20 protein-coding genes are annotated in these 22,302 nt (G+C 71.3%); 5 read left to right on the top strand and 15 right to left on the bottom strand.

The window, feature by feature from the left end:
* Positions 1 to 6: 6 nt before the first annotated feature.
* Together MRBLMG1_RS14400 and MRBLMG1_RS14395 are read right to left on the bottom strand one after the other, a co-directional pair.
* Entirely contained in the window at positions 7 to 1,170 is a 1,164-nt protein-coding gene (locus tag MRBLMG1_RS14400; RefSeq protein ID WP_367824350.1) for a polyamine ABC transporter substrate-binding protein, read from the bottom strand.
* 142 nt (positions 1,171 to 1,312) lie between these two features.
* The gene (locus MRBLMG1_RS14395; RefSeq protein ID WP_367824277.1) at positions 1,313 to 2,749 is read right to left on the bottom strand and encodes a gamma-aminobutyraldehyde dehydrogenase; all 1,437 of its coding nucleotides are present in this window, start codon (positions 2,747 to 2,749) and stop codon (positions 1,313 to 1,315) included.
* Positions 2,750 to 2,954: 205 nt separating this feature from the next.
* Here MRBLMG1_RS14395 and MRBLMG1_RS14390 point away from each other — a divergent pair, with 205 nt between their 5' ends.
* The 4 genes from MRBLMG1_RS14390 to MRBLMG1_RS14375 all read left to right on the top strand — a co-directional run bounded on the left by MRBLMG1_RS14390 (position 2,955) and on the right by MRBLMG1_RS14375 (position 6,900).
* The gene (locus MRBLMG1_RS14390) at positions 2,955 to 3,446 is read left to right on the top strand and encodes an Lrp/AsnC family transcriptional regulator (protein ID WP_017235908.1); all 492 of its coding nucleotides are present in this window, start codon (positions 2,955 to 2,957) and stop codon (positions 3,444 to 3,446) included.
* Positions 3,431 to 4,810 carry an aspartate aminotransferase family protein gene (locus MRBLMG1_RS14385; protein ID WP_367824276.1) on the top strand — a complete coding sequence of 460 codons (1,380 nt, stop codon included), beginning with the start codon at positions 3,431 to 3,433 and terminating at the stop codon, positions 4,808 to 4,810. The genes MRBLMG1_RS14390 and MRBLMG1_RS14385 overlap by 16 nt, the downstream gene beginning before the upstream one ends.
* Before the next feature lie 231 nt (positions 4,811 to 5,041).
* Positions 5,042 to 5,770, top strand: coding sequence for an ABC transporter ATP-binding protein (locus MRBLMG1_RS14380; RefSeq protein WP_367824348.1), 729 nt, complete (start codon positions 5,042 to 5,044; stop codon positions 5,768 to 5,770).
* The gene (locus tag MRBLMG1_RS14375; RefSeq protein WP_367824274.1) at positions 5,752 to 6,900 is read left to right on the top strand and encodes a hypothetical protein; all 1,149 of its coding nucleotides are present in this window, start codon (positions 5,752 to 5,754) and stop codon (positions 6,898 to 6,900) included. Before MRBLMG1_RS14380 ends, MRBLMG1_RS14375 begins: the two co-directional genes overlap by 19 nt.
* Positions 6,901 to 7,328: 428 nt before the next feature.
* Here the strand turns inward: MRBLMG1_RS14375 and MRBLMG1_RS14370 are convergent, their stop codons facing one another.
* The 10 genes from MRBLMG1_RS14370 to rpsB all read right to left on the bottom strand — a co-directional run bounded on the left by MRBLMG1_RS14370 (position 7,329) and on the right by rpsB (position 18,790).
* Entirely contained in the window at positions 7,329 to 8,363 is a 1,035-nt protein-coding gene (locus MRBLMG1_RS14370) for an ABC transporter ATP-binding protein (protein ID WP_367824272.1), read from the bottom strand.
* The gene (locus MRBLMG1_RS14365; protein WP_367824270.1) at positions 8,363 to 9,976 is read right to left on the bottom strand and encodes an ABC transporter permease; all 1,614 of its coding nucleotides are present in this window, start codon (positions 9,974 to 9,976) and stop codon (positions 8,363 to 8,365) included. Before MRBLMG1_RS14365 ends, MRBLMG1_RS14370 begins: the two co-directional genes overlap by 1 nt.
* A gap of 38 nt (positions 9,977 to 10,014) precedes the next feature.
* A complete protein-coding gene (locus MRBLMG1_RS14360; RefSeq protein WP_367824269.1) occupies positions 10,015 to 11,109 on the bottom strand; it encodes a thiamine ABC transporter substrate-binding protein in 1,095 nt (364 codons plus the stop codon).
* 211 nt (positions 11,110 to 11,320) lie between these two features.
* A complete protein-coding gene (rlmN, locus tag MRBLMG1_RS14355) occupies positions 11,321 to 12,427 on the bottom strand; it encodes a 23S rRNA (adenine(2503)-C(2))-methyltransferase RlmN (RefSeq protein WP_015036491.1) in 1,107 nt (368 codons plus the stop codon).
* Between the two features lie 58 nt (positions 12,428 to 12,485).
* Complete coding sequence (locus MRBLMG1_RS14350; protein ID WP_367824266.1) at positions 12,486 to 14,105, bottom strand: MFS transporter; 1,620 nt, start codon at positions 14,103 to 14,105, stop codon at positions 12,486 to 12,488.
* 131 nt (positions 14,106 to 14,236) lie between these two features.
* Positions 14,237 to 15,340, bottom strand: coding sequence for a phosphatidate cytidylyltransferase (locus MRBLMG1_RS14345; RefSeq protein ID WP_367824265.1), 1,104 nt, complete (start codon positions 15,338 to 15,340; stop codon positions 14,237 to 14,239).
* Positions 15,340 to 15,897, bottom strand: a complete 558-nt coding sequence (gene frr / locus MRBLMG1_RS14340; RefSeq protein ID WP_367824263.1) for a ribosome recycling factor — start codon at positions 15,895 to 15,897, stop codon at positions 15,340 to 15,342. The genes MRBLMG1_RS14345 and frr overlap by 1 nt, the downstream gene beginning before the upstream one ends.
* A 96-nt stretch (positions 15,898 to 15,993) precedes the next feature.
* Positions 15,994 to 16,758 carry a UMP kinase gene (gene pyrH / locus MRBLMG1_RS14335; protein WP_328942312.1) on the bottom strand — a complete coding sequence of 255 codons (765 nt, stop codon included), beginning with the start codon at positions 16,756 to 16,758 and terminating at the stop codon, positions 15,994 to 15,996.
* 163 nt (positions 16,759 to 16,921) lie between these two features.
* The gene (gene tsf, locus MRBLMG1_RS14330) at positions 16,922 to 17,758 is read right to left on the bottom strand and encodes a translation elongation factor Ts (RefSeq protein ID WP_367824261.1); all 837 of its coding nucleotides are present in this window, start codon (positions 17,756 to 17,758) and stop codon (positions 16,922 to 16,924) included.
* A gap of 102 nt (positions 17,759 to 17,860) precedes the next feature.
* Positions 17,861 to 18,790 carry a 30S ribosomal protein S2 gene (gene rpsB / locus MRBLMG1_RS14325; protein WP_367824259.1) on the bottom strand — a complete coding sequence of 310 codons (930 nt, stop codon included), beginning with the start codon at positions 18,788 to 18,790 and terminating at the stop codon, positions 17,861 to 17,863.
* 253 nt (positions 18,791 to 19,043) lie between these two features.
* On the opposite strand from rpsB, the gene MRBLMG1_RS14320 reads away from it, so the two are divergent.
* A complete protein-coding gene (locus MRBLMG1_RS14320; RefSeq protein ID WP_367824257.1) occupies positions 19,044 to 19,517 on the top strand; it encodes a peptidoglycan DD-metalloendopeptidase family protein in 474 nt (157 codons plus the stop codon).
* Here MRBLMG1_RS14320 and MRBLMG1_RS14315 read toward each other — a convergent pair.
* The 3 genes from MRBLMG1_RS14315 to dprA all read right to left on the bottom strand — a co-directional run bounded on the left by MRBLMG1_RS14315 (position 19,498) and on the right by dprA (position 22,270).
* Complete coding sequence (locus MRBLMG1_RS14315; protein WP_367824346.1) at positions 19,498 to 20,046, bottom strand: TetR/AcrR family transcriptional regulator; 549 nt, start codon at positions 20,044 to 20,046, stop codon at positions 19,498 to 19,500. The genes MRBLMG1_RS14320 and MRBLMG1_RS14315 overlap by 20 nt on opposite strands.
* A gap of 71 nt (positions 20,047 to 20,117) precedes the next feature.
* Positions 20,118 to 20,954, bottom strand: a complete 837-nt coding sequence (gene whiG, locus MRBLMG1_RS14310; protein ID WP_367824255.1) for an RNA polymerase sigma factor WhiG — start codon at positions 20,952 to 20,954, stop codon at positions 20,118 to 20,120.
* Between the two features lie 239 nt (positions 20,955 to 21,193).
* Positions 21,194 to 22,270, bottom strand: coding sequence for a DNA-processing protein DprA (dprA, locus tag MRBLMG1_RS14305; RefSeq protein ID WP_414721581.1), 1,077 nt, complete (start codon positions 22,268 to 22,270; stop codon positions 21,194 to 21,196).
* Positions 22,271 to 22,302: the final 32 nt, after the last annotated feature.

The following is a 22,302-nucleotide window of genomic DNA, read 5'->3' as shown; positions in this document are numbered from 1 at the left end:
TGCAACTCACAGGCCGACGATCGCGTTCCACCTCTTCGCGAACTCCTGCCGCTCGTCGGCGCCGATGTCCCGGGCTATGGCGAGCCGTCCCCGCATGGCCGCGTCGGGGAAGATCAGCGGGTCCTCGGCGAGCGCGACGAGCTCCTCGTCGCCGGAGTCGGCGAGGACGGCCTGGGCGGCCGGCACCGGGCAGACGTAGTTGACCCAGGCGGCGAGTTCGGCGGCGACCTCGGGCTCGTAGTAGTAGTCGACGAGCTTCTCGGCGTTGCCCTTGTGCTGGGCGCGGTTGGGGACGAGCAGCGACTCGGCCCAGAGCTCGGCGCCCTCCTCGGGGACGACGAACTCGATGTCCGGGTTGTCGGCCTGGAGCTGGATGACGTCGCCCGAGTACGCCTGGCAGGCCAGCACGTCGCCGGTGGAGAGGTCCTTGATGTAGTCGTTGCCGGTGAAGCGCCGGATGTGCCGTGTCCGGACGAGTCCCTCGATCTGCTCGCACAGGGCGTGGAAGTCGTCGGCGGTCCACCGGGTCACGTCGACGCCGTTGCCCATCATGAGCAGCGCGAACGACTCGTCGAGCCCGGAGAGCAGGGTCACCTTGCCGCGCAGGTCGTCGGCCCAGAGGTCCTTGGTCGAGCGGAGTTCCCGGCCGAGCTTCTTCCGGTTGTACGCGATGCCGGTGATCCCGGACTGCCAGGGCACGCTGTGCAGCCGGCCCGGGTCGAAGGCGGGCGAGCGGAGCTGCGGGTTCAGGTGCCGCGCCACGTTCGGCTGGGCGGCGCGGTCCATCTCCTGGACCCAGCCGAGGCGGACGAAGCGGGCGGCCATCCAGTCGCTGACGACGATCAGGTCGCGGCCGGTCTCCTGGCGGTTCATCAGCGACGGGCCGATCTTGCCGAAGAACTCGTCGTTGTCGTTGATCTCCTCGGTGTACCGCACGGAGATCCCGGTGCGCTCGCTGAAGGCGTCCAGGGTGGGGCGCTTCGCCTTGTCCTCGTCATCGGTGTCGATGTAGAGCGGCCAGTTGGCGAAATCGACCGTCCGGTCCCGGGCGGACAGGTCGCGCCCGGCCCGGTCGCCCTCGTCCACATAGGCGGCGGGCACTCCGCAGCCGGCGAGCAGGGCCGCGGCCCCGACACCGCCGGCGCCGCGCAGCAGGGACCGGCGGGACACGTAGTTGCTGACTGTCGCTCTCACCCGGCCAGCATCCCGGGCGCCCGTCACCTGCGGCAATGGACGGTCCGTCGAGCGACGGCGCGCGGCCCCGACACCCTGTCGATCAAGGGTGACGGGGCCGCGCGGTGCGGGGCGGGGATCAGCCCAGCGAGGTCATGACGTGCTTGATGCGGGTGTAGTCCTCGAAGCCGTAGGCGGAGAGGTCCTTGCCGTAGCCGGACTTCTTGTAGCCGCCGTGGGGCATCTCGGCGACCAGCGGGATGTGGGTGTTGATCCACACGCAGCCGAAGTCGAGCGCCTTGGACATGCGCATCGCGCGCGCGTGGTCCTTGGTCCAGACGGAGGAGGCGAGGGCGTACTCGACGCCGTTCGCGAACTCCAGGGCCTGGGCCTCGTCCGTGAAGGACTGGACGGTGATGACCGGGCCGAAGACCTCGTTCTGGACGATCTCGTCGTCCTGCTTGAGGCCGGAGACGACGGTGGGGGCGTAGAAGTAGCCCTTGTCGCCGACGCGGTGACCGCCGGCCTCGACCTTGGCGTGGGCCGGGAGGCGCTCGATGAAGCCGGTGACCTGCTTCAGCTGGTTGGCGTTGTTGAGCGGGCCGTACAGCACGTCCTCGTCGTCCGGCTGGCCGGTCTTCGTCTCGGCGGCGGCCTTGGCCAGCTGCGCCACGAACTCGTCGTGGATCGCCTCGTGGACGAGGACGCGGGTGGCGGCCGTACAGTCCTGGCCGGCGTTGAAGAAGCCCGCGACGGAGATGTCCTCGACGGCCTTGGCGATGTCGGTGTCCTCGAAGACCACGACGGGGGCCTTGCCGCCCAGCTCCAGGTGGACGCGCTTGACGTCCTTGGCCGCCGACTCGGCGACCTGCATGCCGGCGCGGACCGAGCCGGTGATGGAGGCCATCGCCGGGGTCGGGTGCTCGACCATGGCCTTGCCCGTCTCGCGGTCGCCGCAGACGACGTTGAAGACGCCCTTGGGCACGATCTGCCCGATGATCTCGGCCATCAGGACGGTCGACGCGGGGGTCGTGTCCGAGGGCTTGAGGACGACGGTGTTGCCCGCGGCGAGGGCCGGGGCGAACTTCCACACGGCCATCATCATCGGGTAGTTCCACGGCGCGACCTGCGCGCAGACGCCGACCGGCTCGCGGCGGACGATGGAGGTCATCCCCTCCATGTACTCGCCGGCCGAGCGGCCCTCGAGCAGCCGGGCGGCACCCGCGAAGAAGCGGATCTGGTCCACCATCGGCGGGATCTCCTCGCTCGCGGTGATCCCGACCGGCTTGCCGGTGTTCTCGACCTCGGCGGCGATGAGTTCCTCGGCGCGCTCCTCGAACGCGTCCGCGATCTTGAGCAGTACCTTCTGGCGGTCGGACGGCGTGCTGTCACGCCAGGCGGGGAAGGCGGCCGCGGCGGCCTCCATGGCGGCGTCGACGTCAGCCTGCCCGGAGAGCGGGGAGGTGGCGTACACCTCTCCGGTGGCCGGGTTGACCACCTCGATGGTGCGGCCGTCGGCCGCGTCGCGGAACTCCCCGTTGATGTAGTTACGCAGCCGGCGCAGCTCGGTGGTCACTTGCCACCCCTCCTGTCACGTTCTGTCTTCGCACATCCTTGTGCGGTGTCCCGATGGGCGAGACACCTCAGCCTAATCGCTCGACTGACGCTTTCAACAGCCCCGACCCCCCGCAACTTCGGATTCAGTGAGATTGAGGGCCGTCGACAACGAATTACATCGGTCCGGGCTTGCACGACAGACAATCTCGGTGCACAGTGGAGCCGTGGCCAGTCGAAGCACAGACTCCAGAACCGGAACCGGTTCGTCCCCGACGATCGACGCCGTCTCCCTGGCGATCATCGAACAGCTCCAAGAGGACGGTCGCCGCCCCTACGCGGCGATCGGAAAGGCCGTGGGCCTCTCCGAAGCCGCCGTGCGGCAGCGCGTCCAGAAGCTGCTCGACCAGGGCGTCATGCAGATCGTCGCCGTCACCGACCCCCTCACCGTGGGTTTCCGACGGCAGGCGATGGTCGGCATCAACGTCGAGGGTGACCTGGATCCGGTCGCCGAGGCACTCACGGCCATGGCCGAGTGCGAGTACGTGGTCATGACCGCGGGCTCCTTCGACCTGATGGTGGAGGTCGTCTGCGAGGACGACGACCACCTACTCGATGTGATCAACAAGCGGATCCGCACCCTCCCCGGCGTGCGCTCCACCGAGAGCTTCGTGTACCTCAAGCTCAAGAAGCAGACCTATATGTGGGGAACCAGATAACCGTGACCCAGGACCTCTCCAAGACCGCGTACGACCACCTGTGGATGCACTTCACCCGCATGTCGTCGTACGAGAACTCGCCTGTTCCCACGATCGTGCGTGGTGAGGGCACCTACATCTTCGACGACAAGGGCAAGCGCTACCTCGACGGTCTCGCGGGTCTCTTCGTGGTCAACGCGGGACACGGCCGACGAGAGCTGGCCGAGGTCGCGTACAAGCAGGCCCAGGAGCTCGCGTTCTTCCCCGTGTGGTCGTACGCGCACCCCAAGGCCGTCGAGCTCGCCGAGCGCCTCGCCCACTACGCCCCGGGCGACCTGAACAAGGTCTTCTTCACCACCGGTGGCGGCGAGGCCGTCGAGACCGCCTGGAAGCTCGCCAAGCAGTACTTCAAGCTCAAGGGCAAGCACACCAAGTACAAGGTCATCTCGCGTGCGGTCGCCTACCACGGCACCCCGCAGGGCGCGCTGTCCATCACCGGTCTGCCGGCCCTGAAGGCCCCCTTCGAGCCGCTGGTCCCCGGCGCGCACAAGGTGCCGAACACCAACATCTACCGCGCCCCGATCCACGCCGACGACCCGGAGGCCTTCGGCCGCTGGGCCGCCGACCAGATCGAGCAGCAGATCCTCTTCGAGGGCCCCGAGACCGTCGCGGCCGTCTTCCTGGAGCCCGTGCAGAACGCCGGCGGCTGCTTCCCCCCGCCGCCCGGCTACTTCCAGCGCGTCCGCGAGATCTGCGACCAGTACGACGTGCTGCTCGTCTCCGACGAGACGATCTGCGCCTTCGGCCGCCTCGGCACGATGTTCGCCTGTGACAAGTTCGACTACGTGCCGGACATGATCACCTGCGCCAAGGGCATGACCTCGGGCTACTCCCCGATCGGCGCCTGCATCGTCTCGGACCGCCTCGCCGAGCCGTTCTACAAGGGCGACAACACCTTCCTGCACGGCTACACCTTCGGTGGCCACCCGGTGTCCTCGGCGGTCGCGCTCGCCAACCTGGACATCTTCGACAAGGAAGGCCTGAACCAGCACGTCCTCGACCAGGAGGGCAACTTCTTCAACACCCTGAAGAAGCTGCACGACCTCCCGATCGTCGGCGACGTCCGCGGCAACGGCTTCTTCTACGGCATCGAGCTCGTCAAGGACAAGGTCACCAAGGAGTCCTTCAACGACGACGAGGTGGAGCGCGTCCTGTACGGCTTCCTCTCCAAGGCGCTGTACGACAACGGCCTGTACTGCCGCGCCGACGACCGTGGCGACCCGGTCATCCAGCTGGCCCCGCCGCTGATCGCCGACCAGGGCACCTTCGACGAGATCGAGGGAATCCTGCGCACGGTGCTCACCGAGGCGTGGACCAAGCTGTAGGACCACGCTGCACGGACCCCGAGCTGTAGCGAGGTCCCCCCAGCATCACGCCGCCCTCACGGCGTGACCCCGGCCCGGGCATGCCGCCATCCGAGTGGATGGCGGCGGCCCGGGCCGCGTGCTGTCCGTATGAGCGGATCTGAATCCTTACGGTGCCGAGTGACCCACAGCCCCGTCTCCTCGTTCCCCCGTACGGGGGAACACATCAGATCCGACATCGAGGTGTACGCGATGGCCCCACCGGACAACGACGTGCTCTGGGCGCGTTCCCTGCACTGCTCCCTGGGCGGCACGGAGGCGCTCACCGGCGTCTCCCTCGGCGTCCGCGAGGGCGAGATCCTCGCCCTCGCCGGGCCGCGCGGCAGCGGCAAGACCACCCTCATGCGCTGCCTCTCCGGCCAGCTCGTCGCCCAGCAGGGCGAGGTCTGGTTCAACAGCAGCCCCGTGCACACCCTGAGCCCGACCCAGCGCGAACGGCTCCGCCGCGACCGCTTCGGCTGGATCGACCCCGAACCCGGCCTCGTCCCCGAACTCACCGGCTGGGAGAACGCCGCCCTGCCGCTGCTGCTCCGCGGGGCCTCCCACCGGGCCGCGAAGACCGCCGCCCTGGAATGGCTCGACCGGCTCGACATCGGCGCGAGCGCCCGCAAACGGCCGCACGCCCTCACCCACCCCCAGCGCCAGCGGATCGCCATCGCCCGCGCCCTCGTCACCACCCCCTCGGTGCTCTTCGCCGACGAGCCCACCGCCGCCCTGCACCAAGCCGACGGCGCGCAGGTCCTGCGCACGCTGACCGCCGCCGCCCGCTCGCACGGCATCACGGTGCTCCTCGCGACCCACGACGGCGAGGTCGCGGCGCTCGCCGACCGCACGGTCGGACTCCTCGACGGACGCCGGGTGGGCACCGTACCCCCGGCGTCAGGGGCGGAGGGCGTCGCCGCGTGCTCGCTCTCCGTCTAGCCCGCGGGACCCACCCCCTCGTCCTCACGCGGCGGCTCCTCGTCGCCGCCGCGGCCGCGGGGGTCGGCTTCCTCCTGCTCTGCACCCTCGGATACGCCGTCGGGCACCCGGCACACTCCTCGGCGTCGGTACTGCGGCTGCTGTGGTGCGGGCTGCCGCTCGCCGCCACGGTCCAGTTCGCCGTCGCGGTGGCCCGCACCGACCCCAGCACCCGGCCGCGCCCCGGCCTCTCCGCGGTCGGCCTCGGCCCCGCCCGGCTCACCGCCATCGCCGCCGCGTCCACGGCCGTCGCCTGCACCCTCGGCTCGATGGTCGCGCTCCTGTTCTACCTGCACCTGCGCGGCGACATCACCGGGCTGCCCTTCGACGGGGCGGCCGCCGAACTGCTCGCCGCCGACCAGCCGATGCCCGTCGCGGCGGCCCTCACCCTCCTCGCGGTCCTGCCGGTCGTCGCCGCCACGGCGGCGGGCCTGGCGCTCCGGCCGCGCACGGCCGCCGCCGCCCCGGAGGGCGCGGAGCGGCCCGTGCCGTCCGGCCTGCCCTGGGGAGTCGCCCTCGTCGCGGTCGGCCTCGCGGTCGAGACGTACGCGGGCCGCGGCGGCGGCGACGGCGTCCCGATGCCCGGCCGCTTCGACGGCAGCCCGGCCGGCGTCCTCGTCGGCTGGATCCTCACCGCGGTCGGCCTCGCGATGGCCGGCCCCGGCCTCACCCACCTCAGCGGCCGCCTCCTCCAGGCGATCAGGCCCGGCGCCACCCGGCTCCTCGCCGGCCGCGTCCTCATGGACGAGTCCCGCCGCATCGGCCGCCCACTCGGCGTCGTCAGCGCCGTGCTCTCCGGCACCCTCGCCGCCGCCGCGCTGTACGACGCGCACACCGGCCCCGCCGCCTTCGGCCCGCTCACCGGCCTCGGCGCCGCCCTCGTCCTGGCCTGCACCACCGCCACGCTCCTCACCGCGGCCCTGGAGTCCAAGCAATGCCGGACCCACACCACCGAGGCCCTGCTCCGCCTCGGCGCACCCCCCACGGTCCTGCGCACGGCCGCCCTCATGCGCGCCGGCGCCCTCCTCGCCGTCTTCCTCCCCCTCACCTGGGCAGTCGGTCGCCTCGCCGCCCTACCCCTCACCGGCTGAAACCCCCTCAGAAGGGGCCGCCCCACCCGGCGGCCCCTTTCGTGCGCCCACGGCGACGCTCCCACTGCCCACCGCCCGCCCGGCCCGCGCGGCCCGCGCGGCCACGGTCACAAGATCCACCCACGCGGCCACGGTCCCGAGATCCACCCGCGCGGGGCGTCCCGCCCCACCCACCCCCCGTGGGCAACCATCCCGCCCCACCCCGCCCACTCCCCGTGGGCAGGGCATCCCGCCCCACCCCGCCCGCCCCCTCCGTGTGGGCAATCGTCCCGCAGGGCGGGACGGGTGGGCACACGGGACGGCGCCCTCAGCGGCGCCTCCGCCCCCGAAACCTGACCCGCGCCACCCGCACCTACCAGCGCGAGCGACCCGCAGGACCCGCGACCGGTGCCGGCAAGCACCGGAGGTACCGGAGACCCGAGGTTCCATCAGACGCCGGACGTACCGGAGCCACGGGCCAGCACCACAACGTCCTCCACCCGGAACTCCACGCCGACCCGCCCCCCCTCCTCCGGCGCCTCCCGCAACGGCAGTTCGGCCTCCAGAGCGGGCCCCTCCACCGGGCGGAGCCGTAGCGCGACCCGGTCGCCACGGAAGGTCCGGGACTCCACCGTCCAGCTCGCCCCCTCGGCCACGAGCCGCACACCCCCGGGCCGGACGAGGAGCCGCCGCTCCCCCTGGGGCGAACCGTCCGGGACGGGAATCCGGCCCCAGGGGGTCTCCGCGACCGCGCCGCTCACCCGCGCGGCGACCACGTTGTCGAAGCCGAGGAAACGGGCGACGAACTCGGACGCGGGGCGGGACCACACGTCGACGGGAGCGCCGGACTGGGCGATCCGCCCGTCGCGCATCACCACGACCCGGTCGGCGAGGGCGAAGGCCTCGCCCTGGTCGTGGGTGACGGCGAGCACCGTCGTGCCGAGCCGCCCGAAGAGCTGCCGCAGCTCGACGACGAGCCGTTCACGCAGCCCGCGGTCGAGCTGGCCGAGGGGCTCGTCCAGCATCAGCAGCCGGGGCCGCGGCGCGAGCGCACGGGCGAGCGCCACCCGCTGCTGCTCACCGCCGGAGAGCGCGGCGACGGACCGCCGCTCGGCGCCGGGCAGACCGACGAGGTCGAGGAGCTCCCGCACCCGCTCGGCCTGCTCCGCCTTCGCGGCCCCCCGCATCCGCGGCCCGAAGGCGACGTTGCCGCCGACGTCCCGCTGAGGGAACAGCTGGTGGTCCTGGAACATCAGGCCGACGCCCCGCCGGTGCACCGGCACCCCGGCCTGGTCGGCGCCGCCGAGCAGCACCCGGCCTGCGTCCAGCGCCTGGAGCCCGGCGACGGCCCGCAGCAGCGTGGACTTGCCGCTGCCGCTGGGGCCGAGGACGCACACGATCTCGTGCTCGGCGACCTCCAGGTCCACGGCGTCGAGCACGGCCCGCTCCCCGAACCGTACGGTCGCGTCCTCGATCGAAAGCATCAGAACTCCCCGGAGGTCCGGTCGGTGCGCAGCCGTTCGAGCAGCAGCAGGGACGCCGCGCACACCACCATCAGAATCGTCGACAGGGCCATGGCCTGGCCGTAGTTGAGCTCGCCCGGCCGGCCGAGCAGTCGGGCCACCGCCACCGGCAGCGTCGGGCTGTCGGGCCTGGCGATGAAGACGGTCGCACCGAACTCGCCCAGCGAGACGGCGAACGCGAACCCGGCGGCGATGAGCAGCGCCCGCCGCACCAGCGGCAGGTCCACCTCCCGCCAGGCCCGCCACGGCGACGCGCCGAGCACGGCCGCCGCCTCCCGCAGCCGCTCGTCCACGGCCCGCAGCACCGGCAGCATGGTCCGTACGACGAAGGGGACGCCGACCAGCGCCTGTGCGAGCGGGACGAGGATCCAGCTGGCCCGCAGGTCGAACGGCGGCTCGTCGAGCGTGATGAGGAAGCCGAAGCCGACGGTGACCGCCGACACCCCGAGCGGCAGCATCAGGAGGGCGTCGAAGCCGCGCACGAGCCGTCCGGCGCGCCGCGTGAGGGCCGCCGCCGCGAGCCCGCCGATCACCACCGCGATGGCGGTGGCGGCCACCGCGTACCGCAGCGAGTTCCCGACGGCCTCCAGGGGCGGCACGAGGAACGTGCCGCTCTCGTCGAGCGAGCCCAGCGCCCGGTAGTAGCCGAGCCCGTACCCGCCGGACCCGGCGAAGGAGCGCTCCACCAGGACGCCGAGCGGCAGCAGGATCAGCAGCGCCACGGAGAGCAGCACGCCCGCGAGGAGCGTCCACTGGCCGGCGCCGCGCGGCCGGCGGGCGGTCCGCTCCGGCGGGACGAGCCGCAGCGCGGTCTCCCGTCGGCGTACCGTCCACGCGTGCACGCCGAGGATCGCGCCGACCGCGGCGAACTGCACGAGCGTGAGCACGGCGGCCGTCCGCAGGTCGAGCAGCCGCGCGGTCTGGCGGTAGATCTCCGCTTCCAGGGTGGAGTACGCGTCCCCGCCGAGGATCTGCACGACGCCGAACGAGGTGAAGGTGAAGAGGAACACCATCAGCGCGGCCGCCGACACCGCCGGGACCAGCGCGGGCAGCGTCACCGTCCGCCAGGCCGTCCAGCGCGAGGCGCCGAGGACCCGGGCGGCCTCCTCCTGGCGCGGGTCGAGCTGGGACCAGAGGCCGCCGACGGTCCGTACGACGACGGCGTAGTTGAAGAAGACGTGGGCGAGGAGGATCGCCCAGACGCTGGTGTCGAGCCGCAGTCCCCACAGCTCGTCGGTCAGCCCGCCCCGTCCGACGACCGCCAGGAACGCGGTGCCGACGAGGACGGTCGGCAGCACGAACGGCACGGTGACGACGGCCCGCAGCACGTTCTTGCCGGGGAAGTCGAAGCGGGCGAACACGTACGCCCCCGGCAGCGCCACGAGCAGCGTCAGCACCGTCGAGGCGAGGGCCTGCCACACGGTGAAGCCGAGCACGTCGAGGATGTCGGGCCGGCTCAGCGTCTCGCCGATCCGCCCGAGGTCCCAGGTGCCGTCGGGTCGGAGCCCGCGCTCCACGATGGACGCGACGGGCCAGGCGAAGAGGACGCCGAAGAACGCGAGCGGCAGGGCCATGAGCCCCAGCCGCGTCGCGCTCCCCTTGACGTCGCGCCTTACTTCAGGACGAGCGACGACCACTGCTGGATCCACGCGTCTCGCTTCACGGCGATCTTCTCAGGGACCATGGTCTCCGGCTTCTCGACGACCACGCCGTGCTTCGTGAACAGCTCGGGCAGCGCCGCGTCCTTCGCCACCGGGTTCACGAACATCTGGAGCGGCATGTCCTCCTGGAACTTCTTGGAGATCAGGAAGTCGATCAGCGCCTTACCCCCCTCGGGGTTCTTCGCCCCGTTCAGCAGACCGGCGAACTCCGTCTGCCGGAAGCAGGTGCCGGTGGAGACGCCGGTGGGCGCCACCTTCGGCTGCGGCTCGCCGTACAGCACCTCGACGGGCGGGCTGGAGGCGTACGACACGACCAGCGGCCGGTCGCCCTTGGCCTGCTTGCCGCCGGCCGAGCCGGAGAACTCCTGGTTGTAGGCGAGCTCCCAGCTGTCGACGGTCTTCACGCCGTTGGCCTTGAGCTTCTTCCAGTAGTCCTGCCAGCCCTCGTCGCCGTACTTCGCGGCCGTGCCGAGGAGGAAGCCGAGGCCCGGGGAGGACCGCTCGGGGTTCTCGACGACGAGCAGGTCCTTGTACGCCGGCTTCGCCAGGTCGTCGAAGGTCACCGGCGGCGCCAGCTTCTTGTCGGCGAAGTACTTCTTGTCGTAGTTGACGCAGATGTCACCGGAGTCGATCGGGGTGACCCGGTGCTCCTTGTCCAGCTGGTACGCGGCCGGGACCCGGTCGAGCCCCTTCGCCTCGTACGGGACGAAGATCCCGTTGTCGAGGGCGCGGGACAGCAGGGTGTTGTCGACGCCGAAGAAGACGTCGCCCTGCGGGGAGCCCTTGGTGAGGATCTCCTTGTTGACGGCCTCGCCGGCGTCGCCGCTCTTGAGGACCTTGACCGTGAAACCGGTCTGCTTCGTGAACGCGGCCAGCACCTCCTTGGAGGCGTTGAACGAGTCGTGGCTGACGAGCGTCACGGTCTTCGGCGCGGGCGCACCGGTCTTGCCGGCCGCGTCCCTGACGTCGTCGGTGCCGCACGCGGCGAGGCTGGTGACGCCGAGCGCCGCGACGAGCGCGGTGGCGGCGGCCTTCTTGATGCTCACTGGTTTTCCTCCTGGGTGTGACCAGGAAGAGACGCGGCCCCGCCCACCCGGAGGTGGGCGGGGCGCAACAGCTCGAGTTACGACCGAACTTCCTACCCAGAATGACCTGGGCGAGGTTCAGAGGGTCTGCGGTCCTACGGTGACCGCACTCTCAGCGCTGTGGCGCTCCCCTGTCGGAATATGAAGATGTGTTCGAGCTCAGACTACAAGGTCAGCGCTCGGCCGCCGCCAGCTGTCCACAGGCGCCGTCGATCTCCTGGCCGCGGGTGTCCCGCACGGTCACCGGCACCCCGTGGCGCGCGATGGCCTCCACGAACGCCTTCTCGTCCTCGGGACGCGACGCCGTCCACTTCGAACCGGGCGTCGGGTTCAGCGGGATGAGGTTGACGTGCACCCGCCGGCCCTTGAGGAGCCGACCGAGCAGGTCACCGCGCCAGGCCTGGTCGTTGATGTCCCGGATGAGCGCGTACTCGATGGAGATCCGGCGCCCGGACTTCTCCGCGTACTCCCAGGCCGCGTCGAGGACCTCGCGGACCTTCCAGCGCGTGTTCACGGGCACCAGGGTGTCGCGCAGCTCGTCGTCCGGCGCGTGCAGCGAGACCGCGAGCCGGCACTTGAAGCCCTCGTCGGCGAACCGCAGCATCGCGGGCACGAGACCCACGGTCGACACCGTGATCCCGCGCTGCGACAGGCCCAGCCCGTCCGGCTCGGGGTCCGTCAGCCGCCGGATCGCTCCGACCACCCGCTTGTAGTTCGCGAGCGGCTCCCCCATACCCATGAAGACGATGTTGGAGAGCCGCGCCGGTCCCCCGGGCACCTCCCCGTCCCGCAGGGCCCGCATCCCGTCCACGATCTGGTGCACGATCTCGGCCGTCGACAGGTTCCGGTCGAGGCCCGCCTGCCCCGTCGCGCAGAACGGGCAGTTCATCCCGCAGCCGGCCTGCGACGAGATGCACATGGTCACCCGGTCCGGGTACCGCATCAGCACCGACTCGACGAGCGTCCCGTCGTGCAGCCGCCACAGCGTCTTGCGGGTCGTGTCGTCGTCGCACGAGATGTGCCGCACCACCGACATCAGGTCGGGCAGCAGCTCCCCCGCCAGCTTCTCCCGCGAAGCGGCCGGAATGTCCGTCCACTCCGCCGGGTCGTGGGCGTACCGCGCGAAGTAGTGCGTGGACAGCTGCTTCGCACGGAACGGCTTCTCGCCGATCGCGGCGACAGCCTCCTTCCGCTCGGCAGGCGTGAGGTCGGCCAGGTGCCGCGGCGGCTTCTTGGCTCCGCGGGGGGCGACAAAAGTGAGTTCTCCGGGCTTGGGCATGGTGCTACCAGTGTCGCAGACACGCGCGGGTGTGCCGGCGCGTGGCGGGTGAGGGGGGTCACGGGGTGGGGTGGCCGGGTGGGGTGCGGGGGATGCGGGAGGTGAAGAAGAGGGCGAGGACGGAGGCGGCGGCGAGGATGGCGAGGGCGGCGCGGACGCCGTCGAGGCGGGCTTCCGTGTTGGCGTCGAGGGCGGCGTCGGTCACCGCGGGGCCGGCGCCGGCCTCGTCGAGGGCGTCGGTGAGCTGGGCGTCCGAGAGGAAGGGGATGCCGCTCTGGAGTTGTACGACGGCCTGCTCCTTCACCCTCGCGGGGACCGCCGGGTTCTGTTCGACGCTGGTGAGGAACGAGGAGGTGAGCGCGGTGATCATGAGGGAGCCGGCGAGGGCGGTGCCGATGGAGGCACCGAGGTTGGTGACGGAGTTCTGGATGCCGCCGACCTCGGCGCTCTGCTCGTCCGGCACGGCGGACACGGTGACGGCGCCGAGCTGGGAGGCCAGGGCTCCCATCCCGAAGCCGACGAGCAGCAGGGGGACGGTGACGACGGCGGCGTCGGCGTCCGCATCGAGGGCGGCCATCAGCACGACGGCGCCGGCGAGCAGCGCGAGCACCCCGACCCGCACCACCCGGCGGGGGGACGCCCCGGGGAACAGCCGGGGGATGAGGAGCGCGGCGGCGAGCAGGGTCACCGACAGCGGCAGGATCCGGACGCCGGTGTCGAGCGCCGACAGGCCGAGTGCGACCGACAGGTAGAGCGGGACGACGAAGAAGACGCCCATCTGGACGAGGTACTGGAAGAAGAACATGGTGAGGCCGCCGCCGAGCTGCCGGTTGCGCAGCATGTCCGGGTGGATGAGCGGCTCCCGGTGGCGTGCGACGAGCCGGGACTCCCAGCGCAGGAAGAGCCACAGCAGCAGGAGGCCCGCCAGCATCAGCCACACGACCAGTGACACCCCGAGCCAGGCGGGCGCGTCGGGCTTCGGCTGGAGCCAGCCCCACTCACCCGAGCGGAGCACGCCGTACACGAAGATCCCGAGGCCGGCCGCGCAGAGCAGCGCGCCGAAGAGGTCGACGCGCGGGCGTTCCTCGCTGACGGCGTCGGCGATGCGGCGGGCGAAGACGAGGATCACGAGCACTACCAGGACCTCGCCGGCGAAGACCCAGCGCCAGGAGAAGTACGTGGTGGCGACACCGCCGATGAGGGGCCCGGCGGCGATCGCGACGGCGCCCGCGGCGGCGACGACGCCGTACGCCATCGGGCGGCGCTCGGTGGGGAAGTTGCCGGCCACCAGGGCCACGATGGCGGGCATGATCAGCGCGGCGCCGACGCCTTCGAGGAACGACCAGCCGAACAGCAACACCGGGAGGTTCGGGGCGAGGGCCGTGGTGAGGGAGCCGGCGCCGTAGACGCAGCAGCCGATCATGAAGGCCCGCTTGCGGCCGATCAGGGTGCCGACCTTGCCGCCCGGGATCATGAGCATCGCCATCACCAGCGTGTACGCGGTGATGGCGCCCTGGATGCCGGTGATGGTGGTGCCGACGTCCTCGGCCACCGTGGCGATGGAGACGTTCATGACGGAGCTGTCGAGCGCCATGAGGAACTGCCCCGCCGCGAGGGTCAGCAGGACCGAGAGGGCCCCGGAGGGCCGTTCGGCGGAGCGGGCCGTGGGTGCTGTCATGCTGGGCATCCTTCCCGCGCCGGGGCGGCGGGCCGCCGATCCGCCGCCCGCTTCCCCCACATGGCCGACGCCGGAACGAGGACGGGCCCGCTGCCACGAAGGCAGCGGGCCCGTCCCACGGAACGAACGGTTCAGCCGGTCCCGACGAACAGCGCGAGCAGCAGCCACACCACCGGTGCCGTGGGCAGCAGCGAGTCGAGCCGGTCCATGATGCCGCCGTGACCGGGGAGCAGCGTCCCCATGTCCTTGATGCCGAGGTCGCGCTTGATCATCGACTCGCCCAGGTCGCCGAGCGTCGCGCTCGCCGCCACCGCGAGACCGAGGATCAGGCCCTGCCACCAGGCGCCGTCGTCGATCATGAACTCCATGCACAGCGCGCCCGCCGCCATGGCGAACGCCACCGCGCCGACCAGACCCTCGCGGGTCTTGCCGGGGCTGATCCTCGGGGCCAGCTTGTGCTTGCCGAAGCGCCAGCCGACGGCGTACGCCCCGGTGTCGCTGACCACCGTCAGGATCAGGAAGGTCAGCACCCGCTGCGGACCGTCGTCGGCGGTCAGCAGCAGTGCCACGAACGTCGCCAGGAACGGCACGTAGAACGCGGCGAAGACGCCCGCCGTGACGTCCTTCAGGTAGCCCTCGGGGGGCTCCGTCATCCGCCACACCAGCACCGCGAGCGCGGTCAGCGCCATCGCCACCCAGGCACCCTCGGCACCCCGGACGTAGCCGGCGACGACCATCGCCGCACCGCCGACCGCGAGCGGCACCAGCGGGGCCTTGATGGCCTTGCGCTCCTGGAGGCGGGAGGTGAGCTCCCAGAGGCCGACCACCACGGCGACCGCTATCACCCCGATGAACGCGGCCTTCCAGATGAACAGCGACGCGACGATGACGGCGCCGAGTCCGACCCCGACCCCTATGGCCGCGCCCAGGTCGCGCCCCGCGCTCTTCTTCTGCCGTGGCGCCGTCGGCGCGGGCGGCGGAGGCGGGGTGGGGCTGGGCATGGGCTCCTGCGGGTGCTCGTGCGGCGTCTCGTCACGGAACAGGGGACCGCTCGGGTGAGCGGCCCCCCGGCCGTGACCGTCCTGGAATCCGCCGGCGGGAACGTCGGGCACGATGGGCATGGGCCGAGTCTGCGCCGCCTGGTGCCGATCGTATGCGGGACCCGCCGGGGCGGGACCCTGGTCGGGTCCACCACGGCCGGAACCGGCCGGGGCACCCCAGGAAGAGTCGTTCATCAGACCTCGAGCAGCTCGGCTTCCTTGTGCTTGAGCAGCTCGTCCACCTGCGTGACGTACTTCGCGGTGGTGTCGTCGAGCTCCTTCTCGGCGCGGCGGCCCTCGTCCTCGCCGACCTCGCCGTCCTTGACGAACTTGTCGATGGTCTCCTTGGCCTTGCGGCGCACCGAGCGGATCGAGATCTTCGAGTCCTCGGCCTTGCCCTTGGCGACCTTGATGTACTCCCGGCGGCGCTCCTCGGTCAGCTCCGGGAACACCACACGGATGATGTTGCCGTCGTTGCTCGGGTTGACGCCGAGGTCCGAGTCACGGATCGCCTGCTCGATGTTGCGCAGCGCGCTCTTGTCGAACGGGGTCACCACGGCCATCCGCGGCTCCGGCACGGAGAAGGACGCCAGCTGGTTGATGGGGGTGATGGCACCGTAGTAGTCGGCCACGATCTTGTTGAACATCGCCGGGTGCGCACGGCCGGTGCGGATCGCGGCGAAGTCCTCCTTGGCGACCACGACGGCCTTCTCCATCTTCTCCTCGGCCTCGAGGAGGGTCTCTTCGATCACCACATGCTCCTGCGTGTCGTCGCGTTGTGTCCTGCACGGTGTACGACCGGCAGGGCTCTGTCCATCCCCTTGCGGGGCGGTTCCCCGGTTCGGGTGTCAGGCCCGGGTGCCCTGGTCGCTCACGAGCGTGCCGATCTTCTCACCCTTCACCGCGCGAGCGATATTGCCCTCGGTGAGCAGTTCGAAGACGAGGATCGGGAGGTTGTTGTCCCGGCACAGGGTGATGGCGGTGGCGTCGGCGACCTTGAGGTCGCGGGAGAGCACCTCGCTGTACTCCAGTGCGTCGAACTTGACCGCGTCGGGGTTGGCCTTGGGGTCGGAGTCGTAGACGCCGTCCACGCCGTTCTTGCCCATCAGCAGAGCCTCGGCGTCGATCTCCAGGGCACGCTGGGCGGCCGTGGTGTCCGTGGAGAAGTACGGCATGCCCATGCCCGCACCGAAGATGACCACACGGCCCTTCTCCAGGTGGCGCACGGCGCGCAGCGGGATGTACGGCTCGGCGACCTGGCCCATCGTGATGGCGGTCTGGACGCGGGAGTCGATGCCTTCCTTCTCCAGGAAGTCCTGGAGGGCGAGGCAGTTCATCACGGTGCCGAGCATGCCCATGTAGTCGGAGCGCGCCCGGTCCATGCCGCGCTGCTGGAGCTCGGCGCCACGGAAGAAGTTGCCGCCGCCGATCACCACCGCGATCTCCGCGCCGTCGCGGACGACGGCTGCGATCTCACGCGCGATGGCGTGCACGACATTGGGGTCGACACCCAGGCCGGTACCGCCGGAGAAGGCCTCTCCGGACAGCTTCAGCATGTAGCGGCCGGCCTTGCTGCCGTTGTTGTCGTCGCCCTGTACGGCGCCCTGGTTCATGGAGATCTCCTCGTGCACATACGAAGGAGGCCATTGCCTTGGGTCCTCGCGGTATCCCGTACGGCAATGGCCTCCTCGTCAGATCTGCGGTCGTCCTGCGCGTGCGCGGACGACTGCCTCAGACCCTACCGGGGTCCGGTGTCCGTCGCGTTCGCGTACGGACTCAGATGCCGACCTTGATGCGGGTGAAGCGCTTCAGGGTGACACCGGCCTCGTCCAGGATCTGCTGGACGGACTTCTTGTTGTCAAGGGCGTACGGCTGACCGAGCAGCGTCGCGTCCTTGAAGAAGCCGTTCACGCGACCCTCGACGATCTTCGGGAGCGCGGCCTCGGGCTTGCCCTCGGCGCGGGTGGTCTCCTCGGCGACGCGACGCTCGGTCTCGACGACCTCGGCCGGAACGTCCTCACGGGTGAGGTACTTCGGCGCGAAGGCGGCGATGTGCTGCGCGATGCCCTTGGCGACGGCGGCGTCGGCCTTGTCGAACTCGACGAGGACACCGATCTGCGGCGGGAGGTCCGGCATCGTGCGGTGCATGTACGAGAAGACGAAGCCGTCGGCGTACTGCGCGAAGCGGTCCAGGACGATCTTCTCGCCGAGGTTGGCGTTGGCCTCGTCGACGAACGCCTGCACGGTCTTGCCGGCCTCGATCTCGGAGGCGAGCAGCGCCTCCAGGTCGGCCGGGGAGGTGGCGGCGACGTGGGCGGCGAGCTGGTCGGCGACGGCCTGGAACTTGTCGCCCTTGGCGACGAAGTCCGTCTCGCACTTCAGCTCGACGAGGACACCGGAGGTGTTGTCGTCGGCGATGAGGGAGACCACGGCGCCGTTCTCGGCGGAGCGGCCCTCACGCTTGGCGACACCCTTCTGGCCCTTGATGCGCAGGGCCTCTACGGCCTTGTCGACATCGCCCTCGGCCTCGTCCAGGGCCTTCTTGCAGTCCATCATGCCGGCGCCGGTGAGCTCGCGGAGCTTCTTGACGTCAGCGGCGGTGTAGTTCGCCATGAGTCTGTTTCTCTCTCGAAGTCTGAAAGATCGGGCGGGTCCACGGGTGGACGGCGGGGGCTTCGTGGGCCCCCGCCGTCGTCACCCGAAGGTCCTGAGGGGTCAGGCCTGCTCGGCGTCCGCGGCCGGAGCCTCGGTGGCCTCGACCTCGGCCTCGACCTCGGCCTCGGCGGCGGCCTCGGCCGGAGCCTCGGTGACCTCAGCGGCCTCGACGGCCTCGGCGGCGGGGGCCTCGACGGTCTCGTCGGCCTTCTTCTCGCCCGCGAGCAGGTCGCGCTCCCACTCGGCGAGGGGCTCGCCGGCGGCCTTCTCGCCCGGCTTCGAGTCGCCGGTCGCGGCGCCGGAACGGGCGATGAGGCCCTCGGCGACGGCGTCGGCGATCACGCGGGTGAGCAGGGTGACGGAGCGGATCGCGTCGTCGTTGCCCGGGATCTTGTAGTCGACCTCGTCGGGGTCGCAGTTGGTGTCGAGGATCGCGACGACCGGGATCTTCAGCTTGCGCGCCTCGCCGACGGCGATGTGCTCCTTCTTGGTGTCCACGATCCAGACGGCGCTGGGAACCTTGGACATCTCGCGGATACCACCGAGGGTCTTCTCCAGCTTGGCCTTCTCGCGCGAGAGCACGAGAAGCTCCTTCTTGGTGAGACCGGAAGCGGCGACGTCCTCGAAGTCGATCTGCTCGAGCTCCTTGAGGCGCTGCAGACGCTTGTAGACGGTGGAGAAGTTGGTGAGCATGCCACCGAGCCAACGCTGGTTGACGTACGGCATGCCGACGCGCGTCGCCTGCTCGGCGATGGCCTCCTGGGCCTGCTTCTTCGTACCCACGAACATGATGGAGCCGCCGTGCGCGACGGTCTCCTTGACGAACTCGAAGGCGCGGTCGATGTACGACAGCGACTGGAGCAGGTCGATGATGTAGATGCCGTTGCGCTCGGTGAAGATGAAGCGCTTCATCTTCGGGTTCCAGCGACGGGTCTGGTGACCGAAGTGGACGCCGCTCTCCAGCAGCTCCCGCATCGTGACGACGGCCATGGCCATCTCCTTGGTTTTCTCGGTTGTGTTCCTGACGCCCCGGCGCGCCATGCCCACGAGGGACCGAAAGGCGCTGCCACGGCCGGTGAGGGCAGTGGCGGGGCGTGCGAAGTCGACCCGGTGACCCGGGTCGCCATAGGAAGTGTACGGGACCTCGGGAGCGGCGGGTGACGACCCCGTCCACAACCGACGAGTAGTCCACAGAAACCGTCGCGGAACCGTCCGAACCGGTCAGCCGGTGAAGCCTTTTCCCATGCACCTCACCACACTGCTCCTCGTCCTCGGGCTGCTCTGGCCGGTGGGCCCTCCGCCGCCGGAGATCGTCCGCGGCTGGAAGCCGCCGCCCGGTCCCTACGCCGCCGGCCACCGGGGCGTCGACCTGGCCGCAGCGCCGGGCGTCGCGGTCCTCGCCCCCGCCGCGGGGACGGTCTCGTTCGCGGGCCCGGTCGGCGGTCGCGGGGTCCTCACCCTCACGCTGCCGGGCACGGGCACTCCCCCGCTCCGGACCACGTTCACCCCGGTCGTCCCGCTCCTGAGGGCGGGCGCCCGGGTCCGCGCGGGCACCCCGATCGCCCGGGTCGCCCCCGGCACGCACTGCCCGGAGTCGTGCCTCCACTGGGGGCTGCTGCGCGGCGGGACGTATCTGAACCCGCTGGTCCTGACGCGCCGGCCGCCCTCGCGGCTGCTGCCGCTCGGGGAGGGAGGGGTCAGGCCGTCGCGCCGTTGACGCCGTGGAGGGCCATCGAGACCGCCGCCTCGGCGATCTCCGAGGGGTTCTCGGCGGCACCGAGTTCGATGCGGCGGACGGCCGCGTCGACGACTCCCTGGAGGAGCATGGCGCCGAGGCGGGGCTGCGGCTGGCCGAGGGCGGCGAGGGCTTCGACGATCATGGCGACCAGTCCGCCGTGGGCGGCCCGGATCTTCTCGCGGGCGCCGTCGTCGAGCTCGCTCGCGGAGATCGCGACGACGGCGCGGTGGCGGCGGTCCCCGACCAGCTCCAGCTGCTTGCGGACGTAGGCCTCGACCTTGCCGCCGGGCGTCTCGGAACCGGCCATGGCGGCCTCGACCTCGGCGGCCCACAGGGGGAAGTCGACGGCGCACAGCTCTTCGACTACGGCCGCGCGCGACCGGAAGTACTCGTACACGGAGGAACGGGCGAGGCCCGTGCGCTCGGCGAGTGCGGGGAAGGTCAGCGCCTCCGTCCCGCCCTCGGACAGCAGGGATCGCGCGGCGTCCAGGAGGGCGCCGCGCTGCATCGTCCGGTGCTCGGCCACCGAGGCCGCTCGAATCCTGGGCACGGATCCACTGTACGACCGGCCCCGGACGCTCAGCGTCCGACGTCGGCCAGCTTGGCCCGGAGCTGCAGGACCGATTTGGTGTGGATCTGGCTGACGCGGCTCTCGGTGACGCCGAGGACGTTCCCGATCTCGGCGAGGGTGAGGCCCTCGTAGTAGTAGAGCGTGACCACGGTCTTCTCCCGCTCGGGGAGCGTGTTGATGGCGCGGGCCAGCAGTCGGCGCAGCTCGCGGCCCTCGGCGACCTCGACGGGGTTGTCGGCGGCCGTGTCCTCCAGGGTGTCCATCAGGGAGAGCCGGTCGCCCCCCTCGCCGCCCACGTGCAGCAGCTCCTCCAGGGCCACCACGTTCGCCAGGGACAACTGGCTGAAAACCGCGTGCAGTTCCTCCAGGGTGACGTCCATCTCCGCGGCCACCTCGCTCTCCGAGGGGGTGCGCCGGAGCTGGGCCTCGAGGGTGGCGTAGGCGCGCTCGACGTTGCGCGCCTTCTGCCGGACGGAGCGCGGGATCCAGTCCAGCGCCCGGAGCTCGTCGATCATCGCGCCGCGGATGCGGGTGATGGCGTACGTCTCGAACTTGATCGCCCGCTCGACGTCGAACTTCTCGATGGCGTCGATGAGGCCGAAGACCCCGGACGAGACGAAGTCGGCCTGTTCCACGTTGGACGGCAGACCCACGCTGACGCGTCCGGCAACGTACTTGACGAGCGGCGAGTAGTGCAGGATCAGCTGCTCCCGCAGCCGCTCGTCGCCCGTGTCCTTGTACGACCGCCACAGTTCGTCGAGCGATGTCGGTGCGGGCGGTCGCACGGTGCCCCGGGCTGCTGGGGGCACCGCAGCGCGGTCAGACCCGGAGGTGTGCTGGGGCATGCGTTGCCTTGAGCCGTTCTGCTGTCGGGTGTGTCGGTGTGGGGGTCCCGGTGGGAATTCTGGTGAGCGTAGCGTGAGTGCGCCGTCGCGGTGCGCGAACATCGGCGGATCGCGCCGCTCCGGGTGGACGCCGTCGGTCGCATCTTCGAACCCGGGCCGTGGCGCGTGTCGGCCCCTCGGGTGCGGCCGAGAGAACTCGATTGTTCATCGCCTCAACCCTTTCACCCGAATGCTCCAGGTCAAGGACCGCCTCGCCGCGCGTTCGACGGCGGAGAGGTCCTGTTCGTCAACCGCCAGCCCTCTCCCTGACGTTCGACGAAGCCCAGCGAGTGGAGTTCGTACAGCTTGGCGAGGGTGTCGTCGGGGGTGGTCCCGGCACGGTGGGCGATGACGGTGGCGGGGGTGGGGCCGCGAGCGGGTACGGCTTCCAGGACGTGCGCCGCGGCGGGGGCGAGGAGGTCCCGGGGCAGGACGGGGCCGCGGCGGGCCGGGGCGAGCTGGCCCATGTCGCCGACGAGTTCGATGATCTCGTCGGCGTCGGTGACGAGGGTGGCGTCGCCGCGCAGCAGTTCGTGGACGCCGGCGGAGAGGGCGCTGGTGACGGGGCCGGGTACGCCCATGGTGTGGCGGCCGAGCCGGGCGGCGGCACGGGCGGTGACGAGCGAGCCGCTGCGGTGCTGTGCCTCCACGACGACGGTCCCCCGGGTGAGGGCGGCGATGACGCGGTTGCGGAGGATGAAGCGACTGGGGGTGGGGTGGCTCTCGGGTGGCAGCTCCCCGATCACGAGTCCCTGTTCCGCCACGCGGCGGATGAGGCGGTCGTGGCCCCGGGGGTAGGGGGTGTCGACGCCGCAGGCGAGGACGGCGGCGGTGGCCCCGCCCGCGGCGAGGGCGCCCCGGTGGGCCGCGCCGTCGATGCCGTAGGCGGCGCCGGAGACCACGACCCAGCCGTGCCGGGCCAGACCGGTGGCGAGGTCGGCGGCGGTGTGGGCGCCGTACGGGGTGCAGGCGCGGGCGCCGACGAGGGCGACCGAGCGCAGGGCCCAGGTGCGCAGGTCGGCGGGGCCCCGGACCCAGAGCCCGACGGGCCGGGCGTCGCCGAGGTCGTCGAGTTGCCGCGGCCATTCCATGTCGCCCGGGATCAGGAAGCGGCCGCCCAGGCGATGCACGGTGTCGAGGTCCCTGGCGGGCTCGGCGGCGCGAGCCCGTCGCCGCCAGCCGTCCACCCGTCGGGCTCCGGTGCCGGGGAAGAGGCCGTCACCGGGATCATCACCCAGGACAGCGAACAGGGTGCCGCCCGGACCTCCGCCCCGCACGCCGCCGTCCCGGCGCTCGTCGGGGTATCCGT

The organism is Streptomyces sp. LMG1-1-1.1 (genome assembly GCF_040815545.1).
Classification (GTDB): Bacteria; Actinomycetota; Actinomycetes; order Streptomycetales; family Streptomycetaceae; genus Streptomyces.
The sequence above is the reverse complement of the archived record's forward strand: the minus strand, read 5'-3'. Positions and strand labels throughout refer to the sequence as shown.

Excerpts from the sequence above, each read along its gene's own strand:
- MRBLMG1_RS14380 (WP_367824348.1), top strand. The coding sequence starts at position 5,042 with ATGGCCCCACCGGACAACGACGTGCTCTGGGCGCGTTCCCTGCACTGC.
- MRBLMG1_RS14370 (WP_367824272.1), bottom strand. The coding sequence starts at position 8,363 with ATGCTTTCGATCGAGGACGCGACCGTACGGTTCGGGGAGCGGGCCGTG.
- MRBLMG1_RS14365 (WP_367824270.1), bottom strand. The coding sequence starts at position 9,976 with ATGGCCCTGCCGCTCGCGTTCTTCGGCGTCCTCTTCGCCTGGCCCGTC.
- rlmN (WP_015036491.1), bottom strand. The coding sequence starts at position 12,427 with ATGCCCAAGCCCGGAGAACTCACTTTTGTCGCCCCCCGCGGAGCCAAG.
- MRBLMG1_RS14350 (WP_367824266.1), bottom strand. The coding sequence starts at position 14,105 with ATGACAGCACCCACGGCCCGCTCCGCCGAACGGCCCTCCGGGGCCCTC.
- MRBLMG1_RS14345 (WP_367824265.1), bottom strand. The coding sequence starts at position 15,340 with ATGAACGACTCTTCCTGGGGTGCCCCGGCCGGTTCCGGCCGTGGTGGA.
- pyrH (WP_328942312.1), bottom strand. The coding sequence starts at position 16,758 with ATGAACCAGGGCGCCGTACAGGGCGACGACAACAACGGCAGCAAGGCC.
- tsf (WP_367824261.1), bottom strand. The coding sequence starts at position 17,758 with ATGGCGAACTACACCGCCGCTGACGTCAAGAAGCTCCGCGAGCTCACC.
- rpsB (WP_367824259.1), bottom strand. The coding sequence starts at position 18,790 with ATGGCCGTCGTCACGATGCGGGAGCTGCTGGAGAGCGGCGTCCACTTC.
- MRBLMG1_RS14320 (WP_367824257.1), top strand. The coding sequence starts at position 19,044 with ATGCACCTCACCACACTGCTCCTCGTCCTCGGGCTGCTCTGGCCGGTG.
- MRBLMG1_RS14315 (WP_367824346.1), bottom strand. The coding sequence starts at position 20,046 with ATGCAGCGCGGCGCCCTCCTGGACGCCGCGCGATCCCTGCTGTCCGAG.
- whiG (WP_367824255.1), bottom strand. The coding sequence starts at position 20,954 with ATGCCCCAGCACACCTCCGGGTCTGACCGCGCTGCGGTGCCCCCAGCA.